Origin of the sequence: Undibacterium sp. MH2W, assembly GCF_049340215.1 — a bacterium.
In the GTDB taxonomy this organism is placed as follows: domain Bacteria; phylum Pseudomonadota; class Gammaproteobacteria; order Burkholderiales; family Burkholderiaceae_D; genus Undibacterium.
This window is the reverse complement of record NZ_JBMPPA010000004.1, coordinates 166,866-193,116: the sequence shown is the minus strand read 5'-3', so window position 1 is coordinate 193,116 and position 26,251 is coordinate 166,866. Positions and strand designations below refer to the sequence as shown.

Below are 26,251 nucleotides of genomic sequence, written 5' to 3'. Positions count from 1 at the left end.
TAACTAAAAAACGAATTGTACTTCGCTTGATGCATAAATTGCTGCATTTATCGCTGTATTTCTTGTCACATTGAGTGACGATTATTACAGATTGTTTATATTTTTACTTTATTTACTTTAAAGTAAGCATTGTCACTATTCAACAGGACTTACAAATCTTTTCACCGGCGTCGTTTATTACACCAATCCTTCAAACAGCGTGATCATCACTTTTTCTCCTGCATGCACATCCTGCTGCTCGTGAGGGAGAACGATGATGCAATTGGCTTCTGCCATGGATCGTAACATGCCAGAGCCTTGTGAGCCGGTAATGACTACTTCCAATTCGCCATTTTGATTCAGGGTTGCGATGCCACGTTGAAACTCGGTGCGCCCAGCACGCTTCTTGATCGTTTCTTTGCTGATCGCTGGAGTCATGACCGGTTGCGTTTGTAACTCGCCCATGAGCTGACGGATCGCTGGTTGTACAAAAAAGTAAAATGTCACCATGACTGCCACCGGGTTTCCCGGAAGACCGAATAAGAATGCGCTTTTATCGCCGGCAACAATCTTTCCGCAAGCCATTGGCTTTCCGGGGCGCATATCGATCGACCAGAAAGCGACATCGCCGAGGCTGGCCATGACTTGCTTTGTGTAGTCAGCGACGCCGACAGAGACGCCACCAGAGGTGATGATCAAGTCAGCCGATGCACACGCCTCGCGAAAACTCGCCTCTAAGGTGACTGGGTCATCTTTGATAATGCCCATATTGATGACTTCGCAGCCGAGTCTTGTTAGCATCGCCTGTAAGGTGTAGTTGTTGCTGTCGTAAATGCACCCGATGTCGAGTTGCTCATCGAGTCGGCGCAATTCATCGCCCGTCGAGAAACACGCGACACGAAGACGACGTCGCACCTGAACTTGACTGATCCCCAAGGAGGCTAGTAAGCCGATATCGGCTGGACGCAGGATTTTCCCTTGTGGAAGGGCGACCTTGCCAGCGCAGAGATCCTCGCCTGCGTGGCGACGATTGGCGCCGCGTCTGAGGGTTGTTAAGGGAATGCGCACAGCATGTTCGTCGACCTTCTCGGTCAACTCTTGCGGTACGACTGTATCGCAACCGGCGGGTATCATTGCGCCAGTCATAATTCGCACACATTGACCAGGCTTGACGTCACCAGAAAACATGTGTCCAGCCAGAACGGTACCAATAATTTGGAACTGGTCGGTGGGTACGTTAAGTTGCTGTGGGTACGCAAACGCAAATCCGTCCATCGCTGAATTATCGTAGGCGGGGACATTGATCGGCGAAATGACGTCTTCCGCGAGATGGCGTCCTAGTGCCTCGAGAATCGGCACGAGGTCAGTAGTGTGCTGATGGGTGACGAACTGGCGGATAATGTCAGAAGCTTGAGCGACCGAGAGTGATCGTGGGTTGTAATCGGCGATCTGGTTGGTAATGTCCGACAAACTTCTCGCGTGTGATGGTTGCTGATTCATGTCAGGTTGAAAATTGTTGTAATTCGTGAAGCGTATTAACGTTGAGGAAATGATGGCTATCCGGGAACGCTACTTCGACCGTCTTGCACTGGTCTAGCCAAAGGTCTACTTTGCGACCGCCGCCAACGATAAACTGACTAAGCTGATTGGCAACCGAGACATTCATTAATGCAAAAACGGGATGACGCTGACAATAAGTTGTTCCATGTTTTTGCTCCGTTGTCGTCGCGATGGCAATGTCAGCTTGTTTTCTTAGTAAGTCGTCGGACAAGCGCTGCACTAAATCAAGCGGCAGAAAGGGAGAATCGCAGGGCGCCGATAATAAAAAAGGTGTATCGCATTGCCGCAGACCTGCTTCAATCCCTGCTAGTGGCCCAGGGAATCCCTCGGTGATATCTTGGCACACCGTCACACCAAATTCTGCATAACGTGCGAGATCTTGATTGGCATTGATCAGCATTGTGCCGACTTGATCATTGAGTCGCTCTAGTACGTGCTGCACCATGGGCTTGCCGTCAAGGATCTGCAAGCCTTTATTGACGCGTCCCATCCGGGTACCTTGCCCCCCGGCAAGAATCAAGCCTGTGATGAGATGTTTTTCAATCATGATTTAAACGAAACTAGTCGCTGCCTACGTACAGATGAGCCGGATTATCCACCAATATACGACATTTCTATTTTCTTTTTAGTCGTTGGTGTGTGATCTGCTGTGATTGTTCGTAGCGCAGAATAACGATCGGTACGGCGTTGCCAAATAGACGCAATCACATTGGCAATCGCCAAATCGGAGTGCATCGCATCGCTGCGTATCAATTCCCGCAGGTCGTGTCCTGATTCCGCGAAAAGGCAGGTGTAGAGCTTTCCTTCTGTTGATAAGCGGGCTCTACTGCATTCATGGCAGAAAGCTTTAGTGACACTGGAGATAAAGCCGATCTCGCCTGTTCCATCTTTGTGCTGCCACCGTTCGGCGGTTTCGCCGGCGTACTGTGCGCGGAGTGCCGTCAGCGGCATCCCTGCCTCATGTAGCCGAGCGATGATTTCATCTGACGAGATCACTTCGTTTCGCTTCCATTCATTGGAGGCACCGACGTCCATATACTCGATGAAACGAAGAATATGTGGCGTATCTTTGAAGTAACGCGCCATATTAACGACTTCGTGATCGTTGACGCCTGCTTTGACAACCATATTAATTTTGATTGGTCCGAGACCTGCTGCCTCTGCCGCATCGATTCCTTTGAGGACATCAGCGACCGCAAAGTCAACATCATTCATTCGTTTAAAAATGGCATCGTCGAGCGAGTCTAACGACACGGTCAGTCGGTGAAGACCGGCTTCTTTTAATGATGCTGCTTTCTTTAAAAGCAATGATCCATTTGTCGTTAAGGTGAGGTCAGGAGGTAATCCATCGACTGTCCTTAAACTTGCTAACATCGCAATGAGACCTTCAATATTTTTACGCAATAATGGCTCGCCACCTGTCAGGCGAATTTTTTTAACGCCGTGACGAAGAAATATTGCCGCAATGCGCGTGATCTCTTCGAAGCTCAGTAATGAAGAATGCGGGAGATATTGATAGTCCTTATCAAAAATCTCTTTTGGCATGCAATACACGCAGCGAAAGTTGCAGCGATCGATCACTGAAATGCGCAGGTCGTGCAATGGCCGAGAAAGAGCATCGGTCAACGTACCGTTAGGTGTTGTCAGGGTGTCAGGAATCACGATTGATGTTTGCTGTCGGCGAACATCAATCAGCGGAATAAATTTTTCCGTCATAGGAGCAACTTGGAATCAATTCGATTAATTCAGCACAATACCACGATAATAAAAATTGCGAGTACGAGCCACCAATCGCCCACTGGTCGCGAACGGACGTCGTTTTTTTAATCTTTGAACGGATAAAGCGGATGCTGAATGAGTGGATGAAAAAAAGGCAGGAGGTGGGTGGTGCGTAGACGGCGTAAGAGACTGATTTTAAAAGAAAATAAACTATCTTTGATCAGTGCTATGGCTGCGATGGAGGTGGCTTGCTGAACAATCCATTTTTTTTACAGTGTTCTGCTCGTGATAAAAAAAACCGGCAAAGCGTTGGTGCTTTGCCGGTTTAACTTTTATTTACACTTGGTACCGCAATTAACGCCGAGTTTCAACCAAAACTAAAGGTTCTGTCGGTACTGGTGGCAATGGCTTGCGTTCACGTGGCACGCGTGGCGCAGGAGTGACTTTGCTTGCACTTTCTTGTGCAATACGCAGTTTCTCTGGATCAGTACTTGCCAGTTGTAAGCCTGCAGCGCTGAGCATCTCGTTCAATTGATCGAGAGGCATGATGGCTGCTGTGCTCTGTGGCGCGGTATGCGCGACGTGTGCAGTAGCTGGCTCGCTAGCGACGACAGGTGTTGCCTGGACAGCAATCGGTTCAACGGCGATTGTCGTTTCCGCAGCTGGCGCGGTAGTAACAGCATCAACGACAGCATCAACGACTGCAACAGTGCTCGCAGTGATCGCTTCTGCAGGTGCGACCGGTGCGACTGGCGCGGCAATTGTCTGCTCAGCGACTGGTGCTGGAGCTTCTGTGTGCACCGCTGGGACGATCGCCTCAGGATTGCTCGCCACCATCACTGGTGCTGGTGTCATTGCTGCCACTGGCACAAATACTGGGGCTGGCGCAGTAATGTGCTCGGCTACTGCTGGTGCTGCGGCGCTCGTCGCCTCAGTCTGAACGAATGCGACACCTGCTTCATGAGTAGTGCCTGTCGTTGCAGATTCGTCAGCTGATTCAATTGCTAACTCGCCTTGCTCATTGACTTCACCTGGTTCACGCTCACGACGATTACGGTTGCGACCGCCACGACGGCGACGGCGACGACGCTCTTCGCTTTGCTCTGCGTTTTCTTCGATCGCTGGATTGAGCGTTTCAGTAGTTGCTTGCGCAGGGATCACTTCGACAGGAACGGGGTCTGCATGTTTCTGAATTGCTTCTTCAGGTTTTGCTTCTGTCAGCAGCGCTTCTTTGCGTTCCTCGCGTTGACGTTGCTGGCGTTCACGACGACCTTCTTGCGCCTCTTTCTGTTCACGTGGTTCGCGAGCTTGCTTTGGCGTTTTTGGTGGACGCGCATTGTCAGCAACAGGTGCTTTTGCAGCAACTTCCGCTTTTTCTGGCGTTGTTACTGCTGCACGCTCTTCGCTTTGGTCGCGATCGCGGTTGCTGCGGTTACGATTGCGATTGCGCTGGTTGTTACGCTGGTTGCGACCATTGCGATCACGATCTGCTGTCTTTTCTTCGACAGGCGGTGTCGCAACGGTATTTGTTTTTTCTTCGGACTTGCCAAAGAAGAAACCCATCAGCTTGGTAAAGAAGCCCTGAGAAGGTGCTGCAACTGGAGCTGGTGCAACCGGCGCAACCACTTCTTTACGTTCAACGATTGGCGCAGTTTCAGGTGTGATGCTTTTCACCATCGCTTCTTGGCGAGGTTTGACATCTTCTTTTTGACGCTTGCTGTAGCCGATATCTGTGTCTGCCTGTTCCGCCATGGCGTAGCTAGCATGGTGATCTTCCAAGCGTGGATCGTCGTGTTTCAGACGGTCAAGCTTGTAGTGTGGCGTTTCCAGATGGGTATTCGGAATCAGAATAACGGTGACGCGGTGACGAGTTTCAATCTTCAGAATCTCGCCACGTTTCTCATTGAGCAAGAATGCAGCAACGTCCACAGGTACCTGCACGTGGATTGCGGCTGAATTCTCTTTCATTGCCTCTTCCTGAATGATGCGCAGGACTTGCAATGCTGAGGACTCTGTGTCGCGGATGTGTCCGGTGCCATTGCAACGAGGGCATGTGACATGACTACCCTCTGACAATGATGGGCGCAGACGTTGACGAGACAATTCCATCAAACCGAAGCGGGAAATCTTGCCCATTTGTACGCGAGCACGGTCGTAACGCAGAGCGTCTTTCAAGCGTGTTTCTACTTCACGCTGATTCTTTGCGTTTTCCATGTCGATAAAATCGATCACGATCAGACCACCCAAGTCGCGCAGGCGTAACTGACGCGCTACTTCTTCTGCTGCTTCTAAGTTGGTATTAAATGCTGTCGTTTCGATATCACCGCCGCGTGTCGAACGTGCCGAGTTAACGTCAACAGAAACCAAAGCCTCTGTGTGATCGATCACAATTGCGCCGCCGGATGGCAGAGGCACAGTGCGGCTATAGGCCGTTTCGATCTGATGTTCGATTTGGAAGCGTGAAAACAGCGGGACGTCATCGCTGTAACGTTTAACGCGATGCACCATGTCGGGCATCACGTGACTCATAAACTGTTGCGCTTGTTCGTAGATTTCGTCTGTATCGATGAGAATTTCACCAATATCAGGCTGGAAATAATCACGAATAGCGCGAATAACGAGCGAAGATTCTTGATAAATCAGGAAGGCGCCAGGTGAAGATTTACCTGCACCTTCGATGGCACGCCAGAGTTGCATCAGGTAGTTTAAATCCCATTGCAATTCATCGACGTTACGACCGATACCAGCGGTACGGGCAATCACAGACATGCCAGTAGGCAGGTCGAGCTTGTCCATGGTTTCACGTAATTCTTGACGATCTTCGCCTTCAACGCGACGAGATACGCCACCACCGCGTGGGTTATTTGGCATCAAGACCAGGTAGCGACCAGCCAGTGAGATGAACGAGGTCAGGGCTGCGCCCTTGTTGCCGCGTTCTTCTTTTTCCACTTGGACGACGATTTCCTGACCTTCGCGTAAGGCTTCTTTGATGGACGTGTTACGAACATCGATGCCTTCTTTGAAATAGCTGCGGGCGACTTCTTTGAATGGCAGGAAACCATGGCGCTCTTCACCGTAATTCACGAAGCACGCTTCGAGAGATGGTTCAATACGAGTGATGACGCCTTTGTAGATGTTTGACTTACGTAATTCGCGACCAGCGGTCTCGATATCAATGTCAATGAGTTTTTGCCCATTGACGATAGCAACGCGCAATTCTTCTTGCTGCGTAGCGTTGAACAACATACGTTTCATTTTTTACTCCGTGACCTGATGGTCATCTTTTGTTGTTGCATCATTCAGTGTTGCAACAACTTTACTAGTGCCGGGATGTATGCCAGAACGGAGTGTTTGAAGGGGGTGGGAAATGCCTGTGGCGCAACAGAGTAGCTTTGCATTCAGCAATCGACGGCGCAGCAAGGCTGCATTCCAATGAATATCAATCTAATTCTGTTTCGCGCCGGGCGCGTGTGATTTTGGTAACAAGTTCGAGTGCACATGTCCCCCGCATTATCAATCTCAGTTTTATTTGTGCAAAAACTAAGTGTAACGCCAGGCGATGAGCAACTTTAATGTCAGACCATCTTATTGTGTTGTGTCTGACGGAATCGCCTTAAGGCCAAAATCAACATAGGCAAGCATGCTTATTAACAATTAAACCAGCATCTCTTGCCCAACTTATCCTTACATTTCAAACGCTCTGATACAACCTCGTTAAACTAGTGCCCGATAGCAACATTCGGTCGCCACCTTGGCCTGAAAACGAGGGCGCATACACATCTTTTCCATCATATTTGCAAACTGGCGAGGCTGATGGACTGGCCCCTGTGTAAAATAGCTGTTTATTTCTCTTACACTGCTAAAGCATAAACGCTGAAGCGAAACTGATTATATATTCAAAATGAAGGACTTAGCGATAATTAATAGGGAATTGCACCAAAAACAGGTGCAAAATGTTTCCCACGAGCAGCCTTCAGCCTCACAGCCGAAAGTCCAACTGCTGACGATCTCTGAAGAAGAGGCGGGACAGCGTATTGATAACTACCTTTTACGTATCTGTAAAGGCGTACCAAAAAGCCATGTTTATCGTGTATTGCGCTCTGGCGAAGTACGGGTCAACAAGGGGCGCATCGACCAGCTATACCGTCTAGTCGAGGGCGATGTTGTTAGAATACCACCAATTAGGATGGCAGAAGCCTCTACGCAGGTTGTGCCGAAGTTGGAATTTCCGATCGTCTTTGAAGATAGTCATTTGCTCATCATCGACAAGCCAGCCGGTGTCGCAGTGCATGGCGGATCGGGCGTAAGCTATGGTGTCATCGAGCAATTGCGATCCTCACGCCCAGAAGCGAAATTTCTGGAATTGGTGCATCGACTCGATCGCGAGACCTCTGGGTTGTTATTGATTGCCAAAAAGCGGACAGCGTTAACAAATTTGCACGAGCAAATGCGGGATGGTCTTACAGATAAGCGTTATTACACACTGGTATCGGGCGATTGGAAAAATGCGCGGCAGCATATTAAGTTGCCACTACATAAATACACCACCGCCGATGGAGAACGCCGGGTACGGGTGCAAGCCGATGGCATGGCTTCGCATACCGTGTTTACGCTCAAACGGAAATTCAAGGACTTTGCTTTTCTTGAAGCGGAACTCAAGACGGGACGTACGCACCAGATTCGCGTTCATCTGTCTGCGAGTGGCTTTCCGATCGCGGGTGACGATAAATATGGCGATTTTCCGCTGAATAAAGCGCTGCAAAAAGCAAGTTCAGATCGCGGCGCGTTGAAAAGAATGTTTCTGCACGCACATCAGATTAGTTTTACTCATCCTGAGAGTGGCAAGCTGACGACCGTCAATGCGCCGTTACCCAAGGAGTGCGACGCATTTCTCCGCAGCTTGGCGGAAGGGTGAAAAAAACTTACTGGTTTATTAATGATATGATCTTGTTGAATAGTAACTAATTCAACATTGCGGTTCGGCGCGGACGAACGCCATGATCTCGCGAAGGATTGTGATGACATTCTTTGCCAACGATAGTTCGTTGAGTGCGAGGTCAAATCAATTGAACGAATATTCCAATACTCACAAATAGATAGTGCACTTTAATTATGGCAAAAAAGCAATTTGACTTCATTGTGTTCGACTGGGACGGCACACTCATGGATAGCACAGCGAAAATCGTCAAGTGTATCCAGTCGGCCGCCAGAGATCTTGGTTTGCCCATTCCTGACGATGGTGCCGCCGCTTATGTGATCGGTTTATCGCTCGCTGATGCCATGGCTGCTGCGATTCCCGGCATTGATCCCAAATACTATCCGCGGATGGTGGAGCGTTATCGTTACCATTATTTGGCGAAAGATCATGAGTTGCCGCTATTTCCTGGCGTTCGTGAAATGCTCGATGATTTGGCGCAGCAGGGGTATTTCCTTGGTGTTGCCACGGGGAAGAGTCGCGTTGGATTAAGTCGTGCATTACATACAGCAAAGTTGACCTCGGTATTTGATGCCACACGTTGCTCTGATGAAACATTCTCAAAGCCGCATCCAGCAATGCTCCAAGAGCTGACGAGAGAGCTTGGGCAGGAGATGCATCGAACATTGATGATTGGCGATACCACGCATGATTTACAGATGGCCGCAAACGCAGGTGCAGGGGCTGTTGCCGTTGAGTACGGTGCACATGACGCCTCTTTGTTGGCAACACTGCAACCTTTGTTCGCTGCGAAGAATGTTTCTGAGCTTCATGCTTGGCTCAACGACAATGCTTGATGGGAGAAAATGATGACGAATATTGTCGTATGCGCATCAAACGAGTTAGTTGATGGTGGCTTAGGTGTTCGCTTTCCAGTCACAGCGGGTAGCGATGATGCCACTGGGTTTGTGATTCGCCACGGTGGTGTAGTGCACGGTTATCTTAACCGCTGTGCGCACGTACCCGTCGAACTGGATTGGAATTCAGGTGAATTTATCGAATCAAGCGGTCTCTACATTATGTGTGCGACGCATGGAGCGATTTACGAGCCAGCAACGGGACATTGTTCTGGCGGCCCATGTCGTGGGAGTCGACTGAGAAAGATTCAAGTGTCTGAAGTGGATGGCATGATATTTTGGCACCCGGACGATTACATTCAGCCAGTCATTGCCTAAGAAGAAAAGGGAAGTATGGACGAGCAGCAAAAAGATCAAGCGAGTGGCTCAGCCCCTCAGTCACATTGGGAGCGTGAAACCCTGGAACGTTTAGCTTTCGCAGCGATTCAAGAGCAAAAACTTCAGCGGCGCTGGGGTATTTTCTTTAAATCTGTCTTTGTGGTGCTGATTGCATTTGGTTTTTATCATTTTGGCGGCATGTTTCAAAATGAGGCAGAAAATACCTTGCCTCATACGGCACTCGTTGATATCGATGGCGAAATTGACAGCGAGGGTAGTGGCAGCGCAGCAGCTGTGATCCCAGCGCTGGATCGTGCATTTGCTGAGTCCGGTTCCGTTGCGGTGATATTACGTATCAACAGCCCCGGCGGAAGTCCTGTGCAGGCGGGAATGATCAATGATGAAATCGTTCGCCTTCGTGGTCAGTATCCCGACAAGAAGTTATATGTGGTTGTCGATGAGATGTGTGCCTCTGGTGGTTATTACATCGCTGCCGCTGCGGATAAAATTTTTGTTAATAAGGCAAGTATCGTCGGTTCGATTGGCGTATTAATGGATGGTTTTGGATTTACCGGTCTCATGAATAAAGTCGGCGTCGAGCGACGGTTAATGACGGCAGGAGAAAATAAGGGCTTGATGGATCCTTATTCACCCGTCACAGAGAAACAAAAAGCCTATTCGCAGGCAATGCTGAATGAAATTCATCAGCAATTTATCGACGTAGTACGAAAAGGGCGCGGCCAACGCTTGAAAGAAACGCCAGAGACTTTTTCTGGTTTATTCTGGGTTGGAAGTAAGGCCGTTGAGATGGGGCTTGCCGATGGATTTGGTACTGTTGATACTGTCGCGAGAGATGTGATTAAAGCGGAAGATATTGTTGACTACACGCAAAAAGAAGATCTGCCTGAGCGCGTCTTGAAGAAATTTGGCGCTTCGATTGGGAGTGCGGCGACGGCAACCTTAATTAAATCAAACAAACTGACTCTACATTGATTGAGTGAATTCGTTTAGTTAATTTTTTTAATCCGGCTCATCACTTACATAGTTTTAATTTTCTTCCCCTCAACAGCTTGTTGATCTATATTGAGGTCGTAACTGGTTCAACACGGGAGGTCGATATAGATCATATTTCGTTTCCAATGGGGTATATTTTTTTAGCTCCGGTCGTCAGTTGTTTTGCCGGTTATGTGTGAAGTGGATGGAAGACAATTTGTGCAGTATTTTTCCGTGGAGTGAAGCGGAGTAGAGGTTTCTCAGATTCCTCAAAAAGTAAAAAATGAAATACGAAGAGACGGTAGTGCAATGCTGCCGTCTCTTTGCTTTTTTTACTAGCTTGTTTCTGTTGCGGGCAGCATTGACGAAGATCAAGTATGCCAAATGTCAATTCGGGTAAAATTAACTTATTGCGCATTGCGCCCCCGCTTGGTGCTTCCACTTCTATGGCGATCACTTTTTCTCAATTGCTAGCACTGTCTCCTTTTCACGCAGCGCGTGTCGAAAAGATTGCTTGCTATCATTGTGACGAAAAGATGCGCCAGACAAAAGCGCTTTACGTTAAATTCAATGGACAACAGCGTGCGGTGTGCTGTCATGGCTGTATGGCGATATTGCAGACAATAGAGCGCAATGACATGATTGAGGATTATCTGGCAGCGCGATCCATGCAGATCGACGTTCGTTGATTTTTCTTCGATATCAATATTCCCCCTAAATGCCGACGCCTCCCACCGCAGACCACCTCATTGCCTCTGATAAGCTGACTTTGTCTGGAATGCACTGTGCTGCTTGTGTCCAGTTAATTGAATTTCGCGTGCGGCAATTACCTGGTATCGAGCTTTTTAAAATCAATACTGCAACGCATAAAGCAGATGTGGTGTGGGATGTCGAAAAAAATAATATAAAAAATATTATTTCTGCCATTATTCAACTCGGTTATGGTGCGCTGCCATCAGCACAGTCGCCGGATGAGTTTGAGAAAAAAGAAAATAAATTAGCCTTATGGCGCTTATTTATCGCTGGTTTTGCGATGATGCAGGTCATGATGTACGCTTTCCCAGCCTATCTTGTTCCTGTACCGCAAGTCGACGGCGATCTAACGCCAGATTTGGATAAGCTGCTGAAAATTGCCAGCATGCTCATCACGGTGCCTGTCGTCGGATTTTCGGCATTACCTTTTTTTAAATCGGCGTGGCGTGATCTTCGTTATCGCCATATTGGTATGGATGTACCAGTATCGTTAGGTATCTTGTTGACGTTTTTTGCCAGTGTTTGGTCGACCTTTTTTGGGGGTGTTGTCTATTACGACTCGGCGATCATGTTTGTTTTTTTGTTGCTCGGTGCGCGACTTATCGAGAGTAAAGTGCAAAAGAAAACAAGCGTAGCATTGCAAGTGTTGACGCAACTGGTCCCAGTCTCCGCACAAAGGTTAAAAAATTATCCGATCAGTCGTGATGTCGAGTCGTTGGACGCTATTGCCTTATGCGTTGACGATGTAGTGTTGGTCGCACCGGGCGAGCACATCCCAGCAGACGGTGTGGTGGTAGAAGGGAGAAGCGAGTGTGACGAATCGCTCATGACCGGGGAATCTGTCGCCGTGCCGAAGCAAGCGGGCGACCATGTGATTGCCGGGGCCACAAATGGTAGCGGGACGCTTGTCGTCAAAGCCGAAAAAGTCGGTATGGAAACGCATTTATCAGCCTTAATCGGCATGATGGAAGCGGCTGCAACCGAGAAGCCCCCGATTGTATTGCTTGCTGATAAGCATGCCAGCCGATTTTTGAGTTTGATTTTAGTTGTCGCCGCTGTGACTGGATTGGTCTGGCTCTCGATTGCCCCGGAGCGTGCCCTTTGGATTGCCATTAGTGTTATCGTCGTTACGTGTCCATGCGCGTTGTCACTCGCAACCCCTGGTGTGATGTCAGCGGCCATTGGCTTATTAGCGAAAAATGGAGTGTTGATCAAAAATGGAAAAGCAATTCAGACGATGGCGCAAGCAACACACTTCGTCTTTGATAAGACGGGGACGCTGACAGTAGGTAAGCTCCGTTTGCATTCGCAGGAAGTGGTGCGTTCGACGCCAGACGCTGAATTGATCGCTTTTCTACTGGCTTCAAGCTCCTCTCATCCAGCGTCGAAAGCGATTGCCGATGCGTTGGCGAACTATGCTCAAACCTCATTGCCATACGATATTGATGCGATGCACGAAGTTGCGGGCGGCGGGATGGAAGCCTCGGTGAACGGTCAGCTTTATCGTCTGGGTAGTGTCGCATTTGCTTCGTCTTTGACGCGACAGCCTTACGATGTGCCGTTAGCGATGAAAGATCAGAGTGTCACGGTCTTGGCTGATACGCACGGTGTCATCTTGGTATTTGGACTTGCGGATGCCGTCCGTGAGGATGCGTTAGCAACCGTAAAACAATTGCAGCTGCAAAACAAACAAGTTCTTATTTTGTCGGGTGACAGACCAGAGGTTGTGATGCGGGTTGCTGCAGAATGCGGCATCCAAGACGCGCGTGGTGGACTCAGTCCTTCTGATAAATTTGATGTGGTGCAATCGTTGCAAAAACAGGGTGCGGTTGTTGTTATGGTGGGCGATGGAATGAACGATGGTCCGGCACTTGCGATGGCGAACGTGGCGGTCGCCATGGGGCAGGGCGCACCTATTTCTCAGACGCGCAGCGATGTTTTATTGATGTCTAATCGGCTGCGTGATCTTGATTTTGGGTTTGTTGTTGCAAACAAAGCGTTTCGCTTAATACGCGAAAATCTCATCTGGGCAATCGTCTATAATTTGGTCGCTATTCCAGCGGCGATCGTTGGTTGGCTTGCGCCTTGGCATGCCGCGCTTGGCATGTCATTGAGTTCATTGATAGTCGTGTTAAATGCGTTACGGCTTTATCTTCTGCCGCAGCCCGAACACGTCATGATCGATTCGTTGGAAAAATGAGGGAGTAACGATGGATATTTTGTACCTCTTAATACCGCTCAGCCTTGTGCTGGTATTTGCTATCGGAGGCGTGTTCTGGTGGGCGATTAATAACCGGCAGTTTGATGAGCTTGATCATCAAGGACAACGTATCCTTGATGATGTTGATGGTTAAGCTGATGTATTTTTAGATAAAATTTGCTGCGCACTCCGTGAAAAATCATTCGGAGTAAGGCCTGTTTGTACGATAGCTTGAGCGTCCTTAAACTGCGAGAAGTTTCGCTCAATCGATTTATTGTAAGCAGGGTCGTAGTGCTCCTCGAGTAAGCTTTGTACTACGCGTGTGATTTCTCCCTCCAGTACTTGTTTTTTCCATTGAAGGATCTTCTCTTTGCCATGGAGATGCGTGAGATAGTCCAGTTGACGATTGAGTATGCTGGGATTTTCTACAAAGTGAGCGTAATCTTCCATTAAGAGCTGGACGCGAACATCAATGGGCATTTCCACGGAGATGCACGCTGATTCACGGATGCCGGTCATCATCTCGTCTGGTACGCGCAGATTGCCTACTTTTTTACTCTCAGCCTCGACAAAAACCGGCTTATTTTTATCGACGGATCTGAGGACAGTCCAGATGCGACTCTCAAACATTTTCTGTGATGGCTGTTTTTCTGCGGGGATGTCACCGAGCACGGAGCCCCGATGGCGCGCCAATTCCTCAAGATCAAGAATTTGCTCGCCCATTGCTGCTAACGTCCGTAGCAGGCGACTTTTCCCGCATCCTGTGGTACCACACAACACCTTCCATTCAATACCTTTAATCAGCTCTGGTATGGTCTGATTGACGTGTTGACGATAGGCTTTATAGCCACCCTCTAATTGGGCGACTGGCCATCCGATTTTCGCAAAAATATGCGCCATCGCGCCGCTGCGATTGCCGCCACGCCAGCAGTAAACCAATGGTCGCCAGTTTTTGCCTTTGTCTTGAAATTGTGTCGCAAGATGTTTGCCAATATTTGATGCGATGATCGCTGCGCCAATTCGCTTGGCTTCAAACGAGCCGACCTGTTTGTAAATGGTGCCAACACGTATTCTCTCTTCGTTATCCAGTATAGGGCAGTTGATCGCGCCGGGGATGTGATCTTCGGCAAATTCTGCTGGGCTACGTACATCGATAATGCAATCAAACTGGGATAGATGATCGACGATGCTATCGAAACTGATGATTTCTGGATATCTCATTATTTATTTCTTGAGTAATGGAGCGAGTTGCGGCCAGACGTTATTCAAAATCAGCGGATGGGCACTCGCGATTGGATGTATTCTGTCTGCTTGAAATAAATCATCTCTGTCGGCGATGCCTTCCAATAAAAATGGAACGAGCCTGACTTTTTCTTCGTTAGCGAGGGTAGCATAGAGTGAGAAGAAGCGCTCCGTATAGTCTCTGCCGTAATTGGGAGGGATCTTCATTCCGATCAGCAATACCTCTGCGTGGGCTTTTTTGGCAGTCGTGATCATTGTTCTAAAATTTTCCTCCGATGCCGCGAGCGATAGGCCGCGGAGTGCATCGTTGCCACCTAGTTCAATAATGACGACGTCAGGTTTCAGTTTAGTTACGAGGGCAGGCAAACGCGTTTTACCGCCGCTCGTGGTTTCGCCACTGATGCTTGCATTGATGATAGTGGTGTTTCCCCCAGAATCCGCCAGTTTTTTCTCGAGCAAGCTGACCCATCCTTGACCCCGAACAAGACCATACTCTGCTGATAAACTATCGCCAAGCACCAGGATGGATTTTGATGCAGAATGTGCATGGGCGAGTGGTAATCCACTGAGGCCAACGAGCATACACAGGGTAAAACGGGATATCAATCGACGAACGGATAACAAAGACAGCATGACGCATCCTAACAATTCAAATCAAATGGCAATAAAGGTCAGTAAGTTGATCAAGCAAGTGGCAGATGCCAGTGGAACGTTGACCATTTTGAATGGTATTAATTTTACAGTGCAAGCGGGAGATACGCTTGCGATTGTTGGCGCTTCAGGCTCAGGTAAATCAACCCTGTTAGGAATTTTAGCCGGCCTCGATACGCCGAGTAGTGGCGAAGTGCACCTTTCTGGTGTGGACATGTTCTCTTTGACTGAGGATGGGCGAGCGCAGTTTCGCAAAGAACATGTGGGATTTGTTTTTCAGTCGTTTCAGCTGCTGATGCACCTGACTGCGCTAGAAAACGTGATGTTGCCGTTAGAGTTGCGGGGAGACCAAGAGGCTAAACAAAAAGCAGAAAAAATGCTGGAAAGGGTCGGACTGTCGTCGCGTCTGAAGCATTATCCTAAATTTTTATCTGGCGGTGAGCAGCAGAGGGTGGCATTAGCGAGGGCGTTTGTGACAGAGCCCACGCTCTTATTTGCTGATGAACCAACCGGAAGCTTAGATGCTGCGACAGGTGAAGCGGTGATTCAGTTAATGTTTGCGCTTAACCGTGAATTTCATTCCACGCTCGTCCTGGTGACGCACGATATGTCGATTGCAGCACGATGCGGAAGAAAGCTGACGATTGCCGCGGGGCACTTAGTTGCAGACGAGTCTGTTGAGACGGGTCATTGATGTACTGCTCGCTCGCTGTCGAGCGAGACTCGCTGAATATCTCCCTGCGCGTTGATGGCAATCCAGCCACCGCGTGGAGGAGTCGTCTCGCAATCCCAGTCTGGTAGGACGTAACGCGATTTGCCCTGTTGGACGTGCAGTGCAGGGCGGTGCGTATGGCCATGAATGAGATAGTCACAACCTGACGACAAAAACAGTGCATCGATGGCGTCGTGATTTACGTCCATAATCGCCATATCTTTGTGGCTTTGCTCACTCTTACTGCTTTCACGCATCCCTTGTACGATATTTTTGCGTTGTAACAGCGGTAGCGACAGAAAATTGGCTTGCCACTGCGGATCTCTCACCTGTTTGCGGAACTGCATATACCCAATATCATCAGTACATTGTGCGTCGCCGTGGCAAATCACCATTTTTTTTCCACTGATGGTGATGATGCTTGGATCGAGCAAGCGTTGCATCCCTGTCCATGCAGCAAATTCTTCACCAACAAGAAAATCCCGGTTGCCCGCGATCCAAAATAGTTGAACGCCGGCAACAGAGAGCTCTCGCAGTGCTTTCGCGATAGATTGATTATACGGATCGTTGAGATCGTCGTCGCCCACCCAATATTCGAACAAATCGCCCAGCAAATAGAGCTGTTGGGTCTGCTTCCCTTCCGTTTTGAGGAAATGTAAAAAAGCAGTGGTCGTCTTTGGTAAGCCCGGGTTGAGATGGACATCAGAAACAAACAGCGCAACCGTTTTGGGTTGCGCTGTTGTTTGCTTTTCAGAATGATTCACGTTGTGTTGAACTTTGTTCAAAAAAGCAAATAATGACTTAGATGACTTCAACTTTTTCGATGACAACATCTTCTACTGGCACGTCTTGGAACATGCCAGAGCGAGAAGTTTTCACTGCTTTGATTTTATCAACAACTTCTTTACCTTCTGTCACTTTACCAAATACGCAGTAACCCCAGCCGTCTTGACCTGGATAGTCCAAGAAGCTGTTGCTTGCAGTGTTGATAAAGAATTGCGCAGTCGCAGAGTGTGGCGCGCCAGTGCGTGCCATCGCGATCGAGTAACGTTCGTTCTTTAAACCATTGTTCGCTTCGTTTTCGATTGGATCTAAGGTTTCTTTCTGTTTCATGCCTGGTTCAAAGCCGCCGCCTTGAATCATGAAGCCGTCGATGACGCGGTGGAAAATCGTACCAGCGTAATGGCCGGAGGCTACATACGCCAGAAAGTTAGCCACGGTTTTCGGTGCTTTCGCTTCGTCGAGCTCAATGGTGATTGCGCCGTGGTTTGTCGTCATGAGAATAGCCATAATAATCCTTGGTAATGAGGTGAAAATAAACAGAAATAACAGAAGTTATTTTATAACAGTTGCGGACTCGATGATGACGTCCTTTTTCGGAACATTTTGCATCATATGCGCGTCGCCAGTTTCGACGCTTTTAATCTTTTCAACGACTTCCATGCCTTTGATCACTTTGCCAAACGGCGTGTATCCTGCTGTTGCAGCCAATGCTTGGTTTCGTGGAGCTTTGGTCATCGTGCCGCGGTAGTTGAATTCTACCGGATCGCCGGGAGGCAGTGCTTGATGATTCAGGAAATCATTGTCTCTCACATTAATGAAAAACTGTGCGGTTGCCGAATTTGGATCTTCTGTTCGCGCCATCGCGATCGTGCCGAGATCGTTTTTTAATCCTTTTTCCAGCGCAAGTGCAGCTTCGGAAGGGATTGGTTTACGTGTTGGCTTTTCTTTCATAGTACGGTCGTAGCCGCCACCCTGAATCATGAAGTTACCGATTACACGATGAAAAATGGTTCCCTTGTACTGACCTGCTTTGACATATTTCAGGAAGTTGTCGACCGTTTTAGGTGCCGCCTCGGGATACAACTCAACAACGATTTCACCCATATTCGTTTTAATCGACACCTTCGGTAAATCTTCAGCCATTGCCGATGTACCACCGATAGCGAGTAGCGCACTCAAACACAGTCCAACTACCTTAGCGTATGTAAATTTCATTGTCTCTTCCTCTGTGTCAGACGATCGTTTCGTAAATAATGCGCCATGTTGCCGCTTCTTTGATCCAGTACTGGCGTTTTCTAACGCTCGTTTTTGTTTTTCCTGATTGCGTTTCCTGCGTGAATGTACTTACCAGCATTTCATCTTTACCTGGGTAGCGGAAGTGTGTCACATCTTTTAATTGGATGTGCGGCGCGGTCCAAGACTCCCAAGTTTGCCTTTGTTTATTAAACCAAGTGTTGAGATCGTCACCTTGTGCTGATTTAAAATTGCGGGAGTAGTTAGCAAAAATACGATTAGCATTCTTGCTCTCTAGGTCAATTCGCCAATCATCCAGCAGCTTGTTGGTTGCTTGCCTTTCCGCCAGCCATTTCGTTTGATTTTCAAATTCGACTTGATCGCTGATGATGACTGGTGTTTTACCGATGTCGACCATCGCAGATATTTTCAGAAAATCGGGATTGGTGAGTACGACACAGCCGTCTGACGCCAAAGGAGGGCGGCTAAAATTTGCAGATGGCATACCATGCAACCAGATGCCTGATCCACTGCGACCATTGATCTTATCCCACTCATTGGGGTAATTCAGCGGCAATGCCCCTGGGCCGTAAAAGTCAGGAAGCTTGCCTCCAGATAATCGACTGGTGATGTAATACACCCCAAGCGGCGTTTTCTGGTCGCCTTCTTTTGTTTTATTGATACCAAATTTGCCGTGGCTAATGTAGTGGTCGCTGACCAGTTTTGGTTGGCCGCTCACATTCTCATACACATACAGGCGAGATTTGTTCGCATCCACTACCAAGACGAGTTTTTGGTCGTCCCTGAGTTGGATGACCGCTCTGGGAGCTAAATTGGGTGAGGGGCGCTCGCGATAAGATCGAATGCGCATAGCTGCCTCATCGCGCATTTCTTTGAGTTTTTCTGGCGGAATATTCGGTGCAGCACCAAACGACGTAACCGGGCGTGAATGCATCAAAAGCAGATCGCCACGGATCAGGTAAGCGAGTTGAAAATGGGGATACGCTTCGATAAGCGCATCCACCTTCTCTTGAGCGGCCTGCAATTTATTGTTAGCGAGGTTCTGGTAAACCTCGATCAATAACATATCCGGATTAGGTAGCTCACCGCTTGTTTCTGTGACATTCGCTTTGGTTGCTCGCGTTTTCGCCTGAGCATATCCTGCAGGCGAAAGACAGATAGCACCAGCGATGAGAACGAGGGCGAGGCTACGCATCTTCGTTGCCAATAAGGTGGCCGAAGTGTTTTTAAAAGCAGAAAAAAACATTAGCTACCCGCGCGCTCCTGCTTGATCTGCCATTTTCCATCTTGTTTTGCCAGAACCAATGTTTTGCGACTGTTTGCTGTTAACTGATCAGAGCTATAAATTTGTCTGAATTTCACAGTGGCATTGTTGTCATCAACGCTTACCTTGATTCCTTCAAGTTTTACGCTGATGTGACCTTTGCCCTCAATTCTGTTGCGGCGCTCTTCTGCCCAAGATTTGCGGGATTCGCCTTTTGGCGTTTGAAAATCTTTTGCATAGTGCGCCAGATAAGCACTGGTATCTTTACTACTCCATGCTTTAGCCCAATTTTCAACAGTTTTGGTAACGTCGTCTTCGTCTTTATCTGGTGCAGGTGCCGCTTTGGGCTTGCTTTGAGCAGATTCATTCTTCGCAACCGGCACTTCCGTTTTTGCTGTTGCAGCGGGTGACGTGTCAGCTTTCACAGGCGCTGGTGCCGTTTTTGTTGGCTGTGCTTGGGCAACTAGGGTTGCCGGCGCAGGATTTACTTTCGGGTTGACACCGCCTGAATTGCCGACCAAGTTACGTACTAATGTCAGCTTCAATTTTGCAGTAGCGTTACCAGAATCTAATTGCAATGCTTTGTCGTACGCTTGACTTGCGAGCTTCGCGTAGACGTCACCTAGGTTTTCGTGTGCCGTCCCGTAGGTTGGGTTGGTGCGAATGGCCATTTCAAGAGATGCGCGCGCTTTATCGTATTGTCCAGACGACGCATACAATACAGCGAGGTTGTTGTAAGGCTCAGGAAGTTCAGGGTAATCGTCTGTTAACTTACTAAACACCGCAATCGCTTCGGGTGTCTTGTTTTGCTCAGTCAGAATTAAACCTTTTAAAAATCGAAGCTGCGCATCTTTCGGTTTTGCGATCAACGCGTTGTCTACTTTTTGAATCGCTTCATTGGTTTGCCCGGCCCGGAGCATTTTTCCGATATCACCGGCATCATCAGCGAAAGAGAGAGGGGCGATCAGCGCCAGAGAAAATTGAGAGATAACGAAGAGACTTCTTATGGTTTGGCGCATGGTGTTCTGGCTTAGATTTATCAGAGGTTGACTGAACATGAAGGCAGTAATGTTATACTCGGTTTGCACGAAAGTGCCATATTATCAAATAAGTGCCGCACATTGGGCACTTGCGACGATAAACGTGGTTTCGCGTTGTAGTATTGCGGTGTGGGTGATGTCGCTGGCCATCTTTAATGTGGTGGTGCGTGCAGATAGTGGTGAAAAAAAATTTTCACAAATTTGAAATTGTTTTCAGTCTTCTCTTAAAGAATTCGAAAATATCCTCTAAAAAATAAGCGAAAATACGCGGAGTACGCCATATTTGGCGGCTGTTAGAAAAAACACGCATGTGAGGCTGGACAGAATGACCGCTTTTGATATTTAATCTGTCCCGTTCAAATATTTTCTTGTCATTGCAAGCGATGATTCAGAGGTATTCTTATTGGCAAAATTACTGGACTCTCTACAATTGTAGTCTGGTGGTAGGTAAGAAGTTATGGCGCACGCTAACTTCATTTTGATGGTTTGAGCCTCATTTTGCCTGATAAAGCTTTTTTTAACTCGTGTGGATTTAAGGAGGCACGATGACTAAAACGACATTTCTGAGTTTTGAGCAATCTATTGCAGAACTCGAGACAAAAATTGAAGAATTGCGGTTTGTTCAAGACGACTCAGCTGTCGATATTTCCGAAGAGATTGATCGGTTATCGAAAAAAAGTCAGATGCTGACCAAAGATATCTACGCGAAATTAACTCCTTGGCAAGTATCTCAAATCTCCCGTCATCCTCAGCGTCCTTATACGCTGGATTACATTAATCAAATCTTTACCGATTTCCATGAGCTGCATGGTGACCGTAGCTTTGCCGATGATCTGTCGATCGTCGGTGGCTTGGCGCGCTTCAATGGCCAGGCTTGTATGGTCATTGGTCATCAAAAAGGGCGTGACACGAAAGAGCGCGCATTGCGTAATTTCGGTATGCCAAAGCCGGAGGGGTATCGTAAAGCGATGCGCCTGATGAAATTGGCTGAAAAGTTTGATATTCCTGTATTTACTTTTGTTGATACAACAGGTGCTTGGCCAGGTATTGATGCTGAAGAGCGCGGTCAATCCGAGGCGATCGGTCATAACTTGTATGTAATGGCTGAATTGAAAGTGCCGCTGATTGCGACGATTATCGGTGAGGGTGGTTCCGGTGGAGCGCTGGCGCTCGCAGTGGGTGATGCTGTATTGATGTTGCAATATGCGACGTACTCTGTGATTTCTCCTGAAGGTTGCGCTTCGATTCTTTGGAAAACATCGGATCGTGCTTCTGATGCAGCGGAAGCATTGGGCCTGACAGCGCATCGTCTGAAAGCGATGGGGTTGATTGATAAGATTATCAATGAGCCTCTCGGTGGTGCACATCGCGATCCAAAGCAAATGTGTGCATTGGTTAAGCGTGCCTTGGCTGATACTTTGCGCCAATTCCAAGGAATGAAAACAAAGGATCTGCTTGCTGCTCGTCATGAAAAATTGATGAGCTATGGTAAGTTTAAGGAAACTAAGCTGGCCGAATGAGTGAACGTGTTGTAAGTGGTGCCTTGCTGCACCACTTTTCTGAGATCTTAAATACCTATTTTTCGGATTCTGGAAAAGTTCCTTCCCCAAATGGCGTCGCGGTGGCTTATAGCGGCGGCCTTGATTCATCAGTCTTACTGTCCCTGACTGCACAGTATTGTGCAGATCGCGATATTCCCCTCACTGCGTTTCATGTTCATCATGGTCTGAGTCCGCATGCGGATGCGTGGTTGTCGCACTGTCAATCAGTATGTGAGCGTCTCGGCGTACGTTTTTTCTTTGAAAAAATTGTCGTTTCTGCTGATGGCGAGGGTATTGAAGGAAGTGCGCGAAAAGGACGATACCTTGCGCTAGGTCGCATGAGCACGTTGTCGAATATCGATATCATTCTCGCTGCACATCATCAAGATGATCAAGCCGAGACGCTATTGATGCAAATGTTGCGTGGATCGGGTATTGCGGGTCTGTCTGGCATGGATAGATTTAATGTCGCGCCATCCTTATTCGGCGTTCCGCACGTGATGATGATGCGTCCTTTACTGGACGTTTCGCGCGCAGAGTTGGAGTGTTTTGCGGTGGATCATCAGACAGCGTACATTCAAGACGAATCAAACGATGATGTACGTTTTCTGAGAAATGCGTTGCGGCACCAAGTGATGCCTGCGCTCGAGAAAATTTCCCCCGGATTTGCTGCGCGCATGTCTCGCACATCAAAACATATGCAGTCAACGCTGCAGTTGATAGAGGATTTGGCGCAACAGGACTTATCATTAGGGCTGTCTCTTGAGGATGGAAGCCTTGACCTTGATGCGATTCGTCACCTTAGTGGCGACCGGATTGGTAATTTATTCCGCTTATGGCTGAGAACGAGTGGGACTCGTATGCCCTCGACGTCGCGTCTCAATGAGATTAAGAGACAATTATTCGAGGCAAAAGGGGATGCGCGCATTACGATTTACCATGAGAAATTAGCAATTCATCGCTATAAAAATCGCATTTACGCTGCTAGTAAGGATCTTGAGCACGATGATGGCGATGTTAATGTGATGTTTAAGTGGTCTGGGCAGGAGTCTATTGCCTTCCCGCAATTTCATGGTACGTTGCATTGCAGAGTTGGAAGCCGAGGATTCGATCCTGCATGGCTTTCTAGTCAATCACTTTGCCTGCATTTGCGCCGGGGAGGCGAACGGCTTAAATTGGCAGAAAATCGCTCGACCAGAGATATGAAGAGCCATTATCAGGCCTTGCATATTCCTTTCTGGTTGAGGCAGCAGTTGCCGTTTGTTTCGGTCGGTGATCAATTACTGTTCGCTGCTGGTGTTGGGATGCAGTCAAAATTCTGCAATTCAGACGGTGCCGATCGTATTATTTTTGAATGGGTCGCGGACTAGTCCAATCTCGTGCTTGCAGGCGCTGCTAGGTAGAAAGGGTATGAATGAAGAAAAATTTACGTCAAGTTGTTCTTGATACAGAAACAACTGGTTTAAACACCAGGGATGGTAACCGTATCATTGAAATTGGATGCGTGGAGCTGGTTGACCGCAAATTGACTGGTAATAATTACCATCAATACATCAATCCTGAGCGCGACTCCGAAGAGGGGGCGCTGGCGGTGCATGGTCTGACGACCGAATTTTTAAGCGATAAGCCAAAATTCGCTGACATTGCCCAAGAATTTTGTGAATTTATTCGTGGCGCAGAGATCATTATCCATAATGCGCCCTTCGACGTCGGCTTTTTAAATGCTGAATTTGCACGTCTTGGACTTGGGCAGTTGACAGACTACGTCGACAACATCATTGATACGCTGGTGCAGGCGAAGGAGTTGCATCCCGGTAAGCGTAACTCTCTCGATGCATTGTGCGACCGATATGAGATCTCCAATGCGCACCGTAAGTTACACGGCGCTTTACTCGATTCTGAGCTATTGGCAGATGTTTATCTTGCCATGTCTCGAGGGCAGAATAGTTTTGCTATTGATTTGCCTGAAGAGGAGGTGGCAGTTGTTCAAGAGGCACAAATCCTTGACTTGCCTATCGGCGATGTCCAAGTGCGAATGGCTGATGATGGTGAACAATTGGAGCATGATGCCTTGCTTTCTGGGTTAGACAAGCAATTACGTCAACCTTGTATTTGGCGTACGCCTCAGTAACGTATCCCTAGCGCCGAACGGTCTTTAGGCGTAACACCGGTTTTATTGCTTCAAACCCCCTTGGTGACAAGGGGGTTTTGTTTTTTATCGGCACTAAAATGTTGCTCTTTTGCAGCAAAAAATTTTTTTTACGAAAAAAACGAAAAAAAATTAAAGTTTTTGAGATGGCGGCCGTTAAGAAAAGTAGGAAAAAATATTTTAAATTTTTTTTAAAATACCCTAAAGTTCTCGAAAATCCTGCCGTTAATGGTTATAGAAGAGAAAAAAAGAAAAGCGGTTTTTGTTCTAACTCTTTGATTTTGCAGTAAATTTTCCGATATTGTCGGAAAAAATAAAATTCATCACAAAACGACATTTTTTTTGGGGTCGTTATCAAATAATTCTTGTAGGATTTTTTCCTACGAGAGTATTCCTATTTTTCCGGAATTAAATCCCGTGTATTGCCTATACACGCCGTTTTCGTGCGCGCTCACAATCTGTCTCACTGGCAACGGAATAGTGCCTTTGAAAAACGGAACGGAGGGTGGAAACATGACACAGAACGATATGATGGCTGAAATTCGCGACGCAAATCTGAGTTACTTGATGCTGGCGCAGCAAATGATCCGCGCTGATAAAGCAACTGCCATTTTCCGTCTCGGCATCGGTAAAGAAATCGCGGATTTAATCGAAGGATTGAATAATTCCCAAATTTTGAAGTTGGCCGGCTCCAATATGATGCTTGCTCGTTTCAGATTTGAAGATAGCTCCATTCTTTGCATGCTGACTAACTACAACAAAGAACGCGCATTGGCTCACTCCCATGCAGCGATTCTCATGGCCGGACAACCAGTTGAAGAAATTCACTAAGTTTTATTTTTGAACAAATCGACGGAGATGATGATGGCTACTAAAAGTGTTGTGAATGAAGCGCATGAGATTCAATTAGCGGTAGATTTGGTGAACTTGGGCGCGAGACTACAATTGCTTGAATCCGAGACCTCACTCTCTCGTGAACGTTTGTTGAAAATCTACAAAGAATTAAAAGGTGTCTCTCCACCTAAGGGTATGTTGCCATTTTCTACAGATTGGTTTGTGACTTGGCAGCCGAATATTCATTCTTCGTTGTTCATGAATATTTACAAGTACCTGCAAGAACATGCTGAAGTAACCGGCGTTGAGGCGATTGTTAAGGCCTACCGTTTGTATTTAGAGCAAGTTGGTTGCGTGTCTGCGGACGATGCTGTGCTTTCTTTGACTCGTGCATGGACTTTAGTGAGATTTTTTGAGGGAAAAATGCTAACATTTGCAAAGTGTTGCGAATGCGGTGGGCATTTTGTTGCGCATTCCCTCGATTTGCATGATCATTACAAATGTGGACTTTGCCACGTGCCATCAAGAGCAGGTAAGACGAAGAAGACTAAAGATGCTGATTCTTCGCTGGAGATGGTTGCTTAATTATATTGGGGGGGAATTTGGAGATAGCGTCAACTAATCGTCGCGACACCCATGACCCTCTGGAGAAAAAATTATCTCGTTCTCCGGCATTGCGGGCTTTTTTTGCGCAATTTGCCTCCTTGATTCTTTGTGTCTTCCTCGCTATTGCTGGTAAGTATATATCTGGATCAGCGCTTTCTTTCTGGATTCTTCTTTCTTTTCAATCAATAACTTCCGTCATCTTTGCTTACTTATTAAGGATGGACTGGTGGTGGTTGGTGATTGAATTTCTCTTTCCAATCGCGGTTGTCATCGCCTTATACATACAGTTCCCGCCATTAGCAAGCTTGTTGCTATTTCTTTCTCTATTCCTTATTTTTGGTACCACTTTTCGTACCCGAGTGCCTTTTTATCCTTCACAATCAACTCTGCCCGCCGCAATCATGGAATTGCTCCCCAAGGATGGCGCAATTCAAATGCTTGACGTTGGAAGTGGCTTTGGTGGTTTGTTATTCGATTTATCGAAAGAGCGACCAGGATGGCAGCTTTCAGGGATTGAAATTTCGTTTACGCCGTGGTTGTTTAGTAAGATAAGGCAATATGTTTCTCGCCGTAAAAATCTTAAATTTGTCTTGGGCAGTTATGAAACTGTCGATTTTTCAATATTTAATGTTGTTTTCTGCTATTTGTCGCCAGTTGTCATGACAGAAATATGGAGTAAGGTGCAAAATGAGATGGTGCCCGGAACTCTTTTCTTAAGTTATGAATTTCAGGTTCCTGGCGTTGCGCCTTCTGCTGAAATAGTCACTGCGGATAATGCACCAGTGTTGTATGTTTGGAAAATTTAATATGGTTTATGTTTT

Annotated in this window: 25 protein-coding genes; 14 read left to right on the top strand and 11 right to left on the bottom strand. The window is 47.5% G+C overall.

Annotated features, from left to right (window positions below; genetic code table 11):
* Positions 1 to 177 precede the first annotated feature (177 nt).
* The 4 genes from glp to ACO0K2_RS11420 all read right to left on the bottom strand — a co-directional run bounded on the left by glp (position 178) and on the right by ACO0K2_RS11420 (position 6,513).
* Complete coding sequence (gene glp, locus ACO0K2_RS11435) at positions 178 to 1,479, bottom strand: gephyrin-like molybdotransferase Glp (protein WP_423018829.1); 1,302 nt, start codon at positions 1,477 to 1,479, stop codon at positions 178 to 180.
* A 1-nt stretch (position 1,480) separates the two neighbouring features.
* On the bottom strand, positions 1,481 to 2,086 hold the full coding sequence (gene mobA, locus ACO0K2_RS11430; RefSeq protein ID WP_423018827.1) for a molybdenum cofactor guanylyltransferase MobA: 606 nt from the start codon (positions 2,084 to 2,086) through the stop codon (positions 1,481 to 1,483).
* A 44-nt stretch (positions 2,087 to 2,130) separates the two neighbouring features.
* On the bottom strand, positions 2,131 to 3,255 hold the full coding sequence (moaA, locus tag ACO0K2_RS11425) for a GTP 3',8-cyclase MoaA (RefSeq protein WP_423018825.1): 1,125 nt from the start codon (positions 3,253 to 3,255) through the stop codon (positions 2,131 to 2,133).
* Positions 3,256 to 3,612: 357 nt separating this feature from the next.
* Complete coding sequence (locus ACO0K2_RS11420; RefSeq protein ID WP_423018823.1) at positions 3,613 to 6,513, bottom strand: Rne/Rng family ribonuclease; 2,901 nt, start codon at positions 6,511 to 6,513, stop codon at positions 3,613 to 3,615.
* 646 nt (positions 6,514 to 7,159) lie between these two features.
* Between ACO0K2_RS11420 and ACO0K2_RS11415 the strand changes: the two genes are divergently transcribed.
* From ACO0K2_RS11415 to ccoS, 7 genes are all read left to right on the top strand, one after another.
* On the top strand, positions 7,160 to 8,173 hold the full coding sequence (locus tag ACO0K2_RS11415) for an RluA family pseudouridine synthase (protein WP_423018821.1): 1,014 nt from the start codon (positions 7,160 to 7,162) through the stop codon (positions 8,171 to 8,173).
* Between the two features lie 197 nt (positions 8,174 to 8,370).
* Positions 8,371 to 9,030: an HAD-IA family hydrolase gene (locus tag ACO0K2_RS11410; RefSeq protein ID WP_423018819.1), complete on the top strand. Its 660-nt coding sequence runs from the start codon at positions 8,371 to 8,373 to the stop codon at positions 9,028 to 9,030.
* 9 nt (positions 9,031 to 9,039) lie between these two features.
* Positions 9,040 to 9,408 carry a Rieske (2Fe-2S) protein gene (locus tag ACO0K2_RS11405; protein WP_423018817.1) on the top strand — a complete coding sequence of 123 codons (369 nt, stop codon included), beginning with the start codon at positions 9,040 to 9,042 and terminating at the stop codon, positions 9,406 to 9,408.
* 15 nt (positions 9,409 to 9,423) lie between these two features.
* Positions 9,424 to 10,401, top strand: coding sequence for a S49 family peptidase (locus ACO0K2_RS11400; protein ID WP_423018815.1), 978 nt, complete (start codon positions 9,424 to 9,426; stop codon positions 10,399 to 10,401).
* 377 nt (positions 10,402 to 10,778) lie between these two features.
* Complete coding sequence (locus tag ACO0K2_RS11395) at positions 10,779 to 11,090, top strand: heavy metal translocating P-type ATPase metal-binding domain-containing protein (protein ID WP_423018813.1); 312 nt, start codon at positions 10,779 to 10,781, stop codon at positions 11,088 to 11,090.
* A gap of 29 nt (positions 11,091 to 11,119) precedes the next feature.
* On the top strand, positions 11,120 to 13,354 hold the full coding sequence (locus tag ACO0K2_RS11390) for a heavy metal translocating P-type ATPase (protein ID WP_423018811.1): 2,235 nt from the start codon (positions 11,120 to 11,122) through the stop codon (positions 13,352 to 13,354).
* Positions 13,355 to 13,364: 10 nt separating this feature from the next.
* Positions 13,365 to 13,508, top strand: coding sequence for a cbb3-type cytochrome oxidase assembly protein CcoS (ccoS, locus tag ACO0K2_RS11385; protein ID WP_423018809.1), 144 nt, complete (start codon positions 13,365 to 13,367; stop codon positions 13,506 to 13,508).
* On the opposite strand, the gene mnmH is transcribed toward ccoS, so the two are convergent.
* Both mnmH and ACO0K2_RS11375 read right to left on the bottom strand, forming a co-directional pair.
* Entirely contained in the window at positions 13,505 to 14,575 is a 1,071-nt protein-coding gene (gene mnmH, locus ACO0K2_RS11380; protein ID WP_423018807.1) for a tRNA 2-selenouridine(34) synthase MnmH, read from the bottom strand. The two genes, ccoS and mnmH, sit on opposite strands and share 4 nt — an antisense overlap.
* Before the next feature lie 3 nt (positions 14,576 to 14,578).
* On the bottom strand, positions 14,579 to 15,229 hold the full coding sequence (locus ACO0K2_RS11375; RefSeq protein WP_423018805.1) for an arylesterase: 651 nt from the start codon (positions 15,227 to 15,229) through the stop codon (positions 14,579 to 14,581).
* Between the two features lie 25 nt (positions 15,230 to 15,254).
* On the opposite strand from ACO0K2_RS11375, the gene ACO0K2_RS11370 reads away from it, so the two are divergent.
* A complete protein-coding gene (locus ACO0K2_RS11370; protein ID WP_423018803.1) occupies positions 15,255 to 15,941 on the top strand; it encodes an ABC transporter ATP-binding protein in 687 nt (228 codons plus the stop codon).
* Here the strand turns inward: ACO0K2_RS11370 and ACO0K2_RS11365 are convergent.
* From ACO0K2_RS11365 to ACO0K2_RS11345, 5 genes are read right to left on the bottom strand one after another with little or no spacing between them, the layout of a single operon-like run.
* Complete coding sequence (locus ACO0K2_RS11365; protein WP_423018801.1) at positions 15,935 to 16,723, bottom strand: UDP-2,3-diacylglucosamine diphosphatase; 789 nt, start codon at positions 16,721 to 16,723, stop codon at positions 15,935 to 15,937. The two genes, ACO0K2_RS11370 and ACO0K2_RS11365, sit on opposite strands and share 7 nt — an antisense overlap.
* A 37-nt stretch (positions 16,724 to 16,760) precedes the next feature.
* On the bottom strand, positions 16,761 to 17,249 hold the full coding sequence (locus ACO0K2_RS11360) for a peptidylprolyl isomerase (protein WP_423018799.1): 489 nt from the start codon (positions 17,247 to 17,249) through the stop codon (positions 16,761 to 16,763).
* 45 nt (positions 17,250 to 17,294) lie between these two features.
* Positions 17,295 to 17,957, bottom strand: coding sequence for a peptidylprolyl isomerase (locus ACO0K2_RS11355; protein ID WP_423018797.1), 663 nt, complete (start codon positions 17,955 to 17,957; stop codon positions 17,295 to 17,297).
* A gap of 16 nt (positions 17,958 to 17,973) precedes the next feature.
* A complete protein-coding gene (locus tag ACO0K2_RS11350) occupies positions 17,974 to 19,242 on the bottom strand; it encodes a L,D-transpeptidase family protein (protein ID WP_423018795.1) in 1,269 nt (422 codons plus the stop codon).
* Entirely contained in the window at positions 19,242 to 20,279 is a 1,038-nt protein-coding gene (locus tag ACO0K2_RS11345) for a L,D-transpeptidase Cds6 family protein (RefSeq protein WP_423018793.1), read from the bottom strand. The genes ACO0K2_RS11350 and ACO0K2_RS11345 overlap by 1 nt, the downstream gene beginning before the upstream one ends.
* 566 nt (positions 20,280 to 20,845) lie before the next feature.
* Between ACO0K2_RS11345 and ACO0K2_RS11340 the strand changes: the two genes are divergently transcribed.
* The 6 genes from ACO0K2_RS11340 to ACO0K2_RS11315 all read left to right on the top strand — a co-directional run bounded on the left by ACO0K2_RS11340 (position 20,846) and on the right by ACO0K2_RS11315 (position 26,236).
* Positions 20,846 to 21,820, top strand: coding sequence for an acetyl-CoA carboxylase carboxyltransferase subunit alpha (locus ACO0K2_RS11340; protein WP_423018791.1), 975 nt, complete (start codon positions 20,846 to 20,848; stop codon positions 21,818 to 21,820).
* Positions 21,817 to 23,211: a tRNA lysidine(34) synthetase TilS gene (gene tilS / locus ACO0K2_RS11335; protein WP_423018789.1), complete on the top strand. Its 1,395-nt coding sequence runs from the start codon at positions 21,817 to 21,819 to the stop codon at positions 23,209 to 23,211. The genes ACO0K2_RS11340 and tilS overlap by 4 nt, the downstream gene beginning before the upstream one ends.
* Positions 23,212 to 23,255: 44 nt before the next feature.
* A complete protein-coding gene (dnaQ, locus tag ACO0K2_RS11330; RefSeq protein WP_423018787.1) occupies positions 23,256 to 23,972 on the top strand; it encodes a DNA polymerase III subunit epsilon in 717 nt (238 codons plus the stop codon).
* A gap of 531 nt (positions 23,973 to 24,503) precedes the next feature.
* Positions 24,504 to 24,821, top strand: a complete 318-nt coding sequence (flhD, locus tag ACO0K2_RS11325; protein ID WP_176801927.1) for a flagellar transcriptional regulator FlhD — start codon at positions 24,504 to 24,506, stop codon at positions 24,819 to 24,821.
* 33 nt (positions 24,822 to 24,854) lie between these two features.
* Complete coding sequence (gene flhC, locus ACO0K2_RS11320; protein WP_423018785.1) at positions 24,855 to 25,409, top strand: flagellar transcriptional regulator FlhC; 555 nt, start codon at positions 24,855 to 24,857, stop codon at positions 25,407 to 25,409.
* Between the two features lie 17 nt (positions 25,410 to 25,426).
* Positions 25,427 to 26,236, top strand: coding sequence for a class I SAM-dependent methyltransferase (locus tag ACO0K2_RS11315; protein WP_423018783.1), 810 nt, complete (start codon positions 25,427 to 25,429; stop codon positions 26,234 to 26,236).
* Positions 26,237 to 26,251 lie beyond the last annotated feature (15 nt).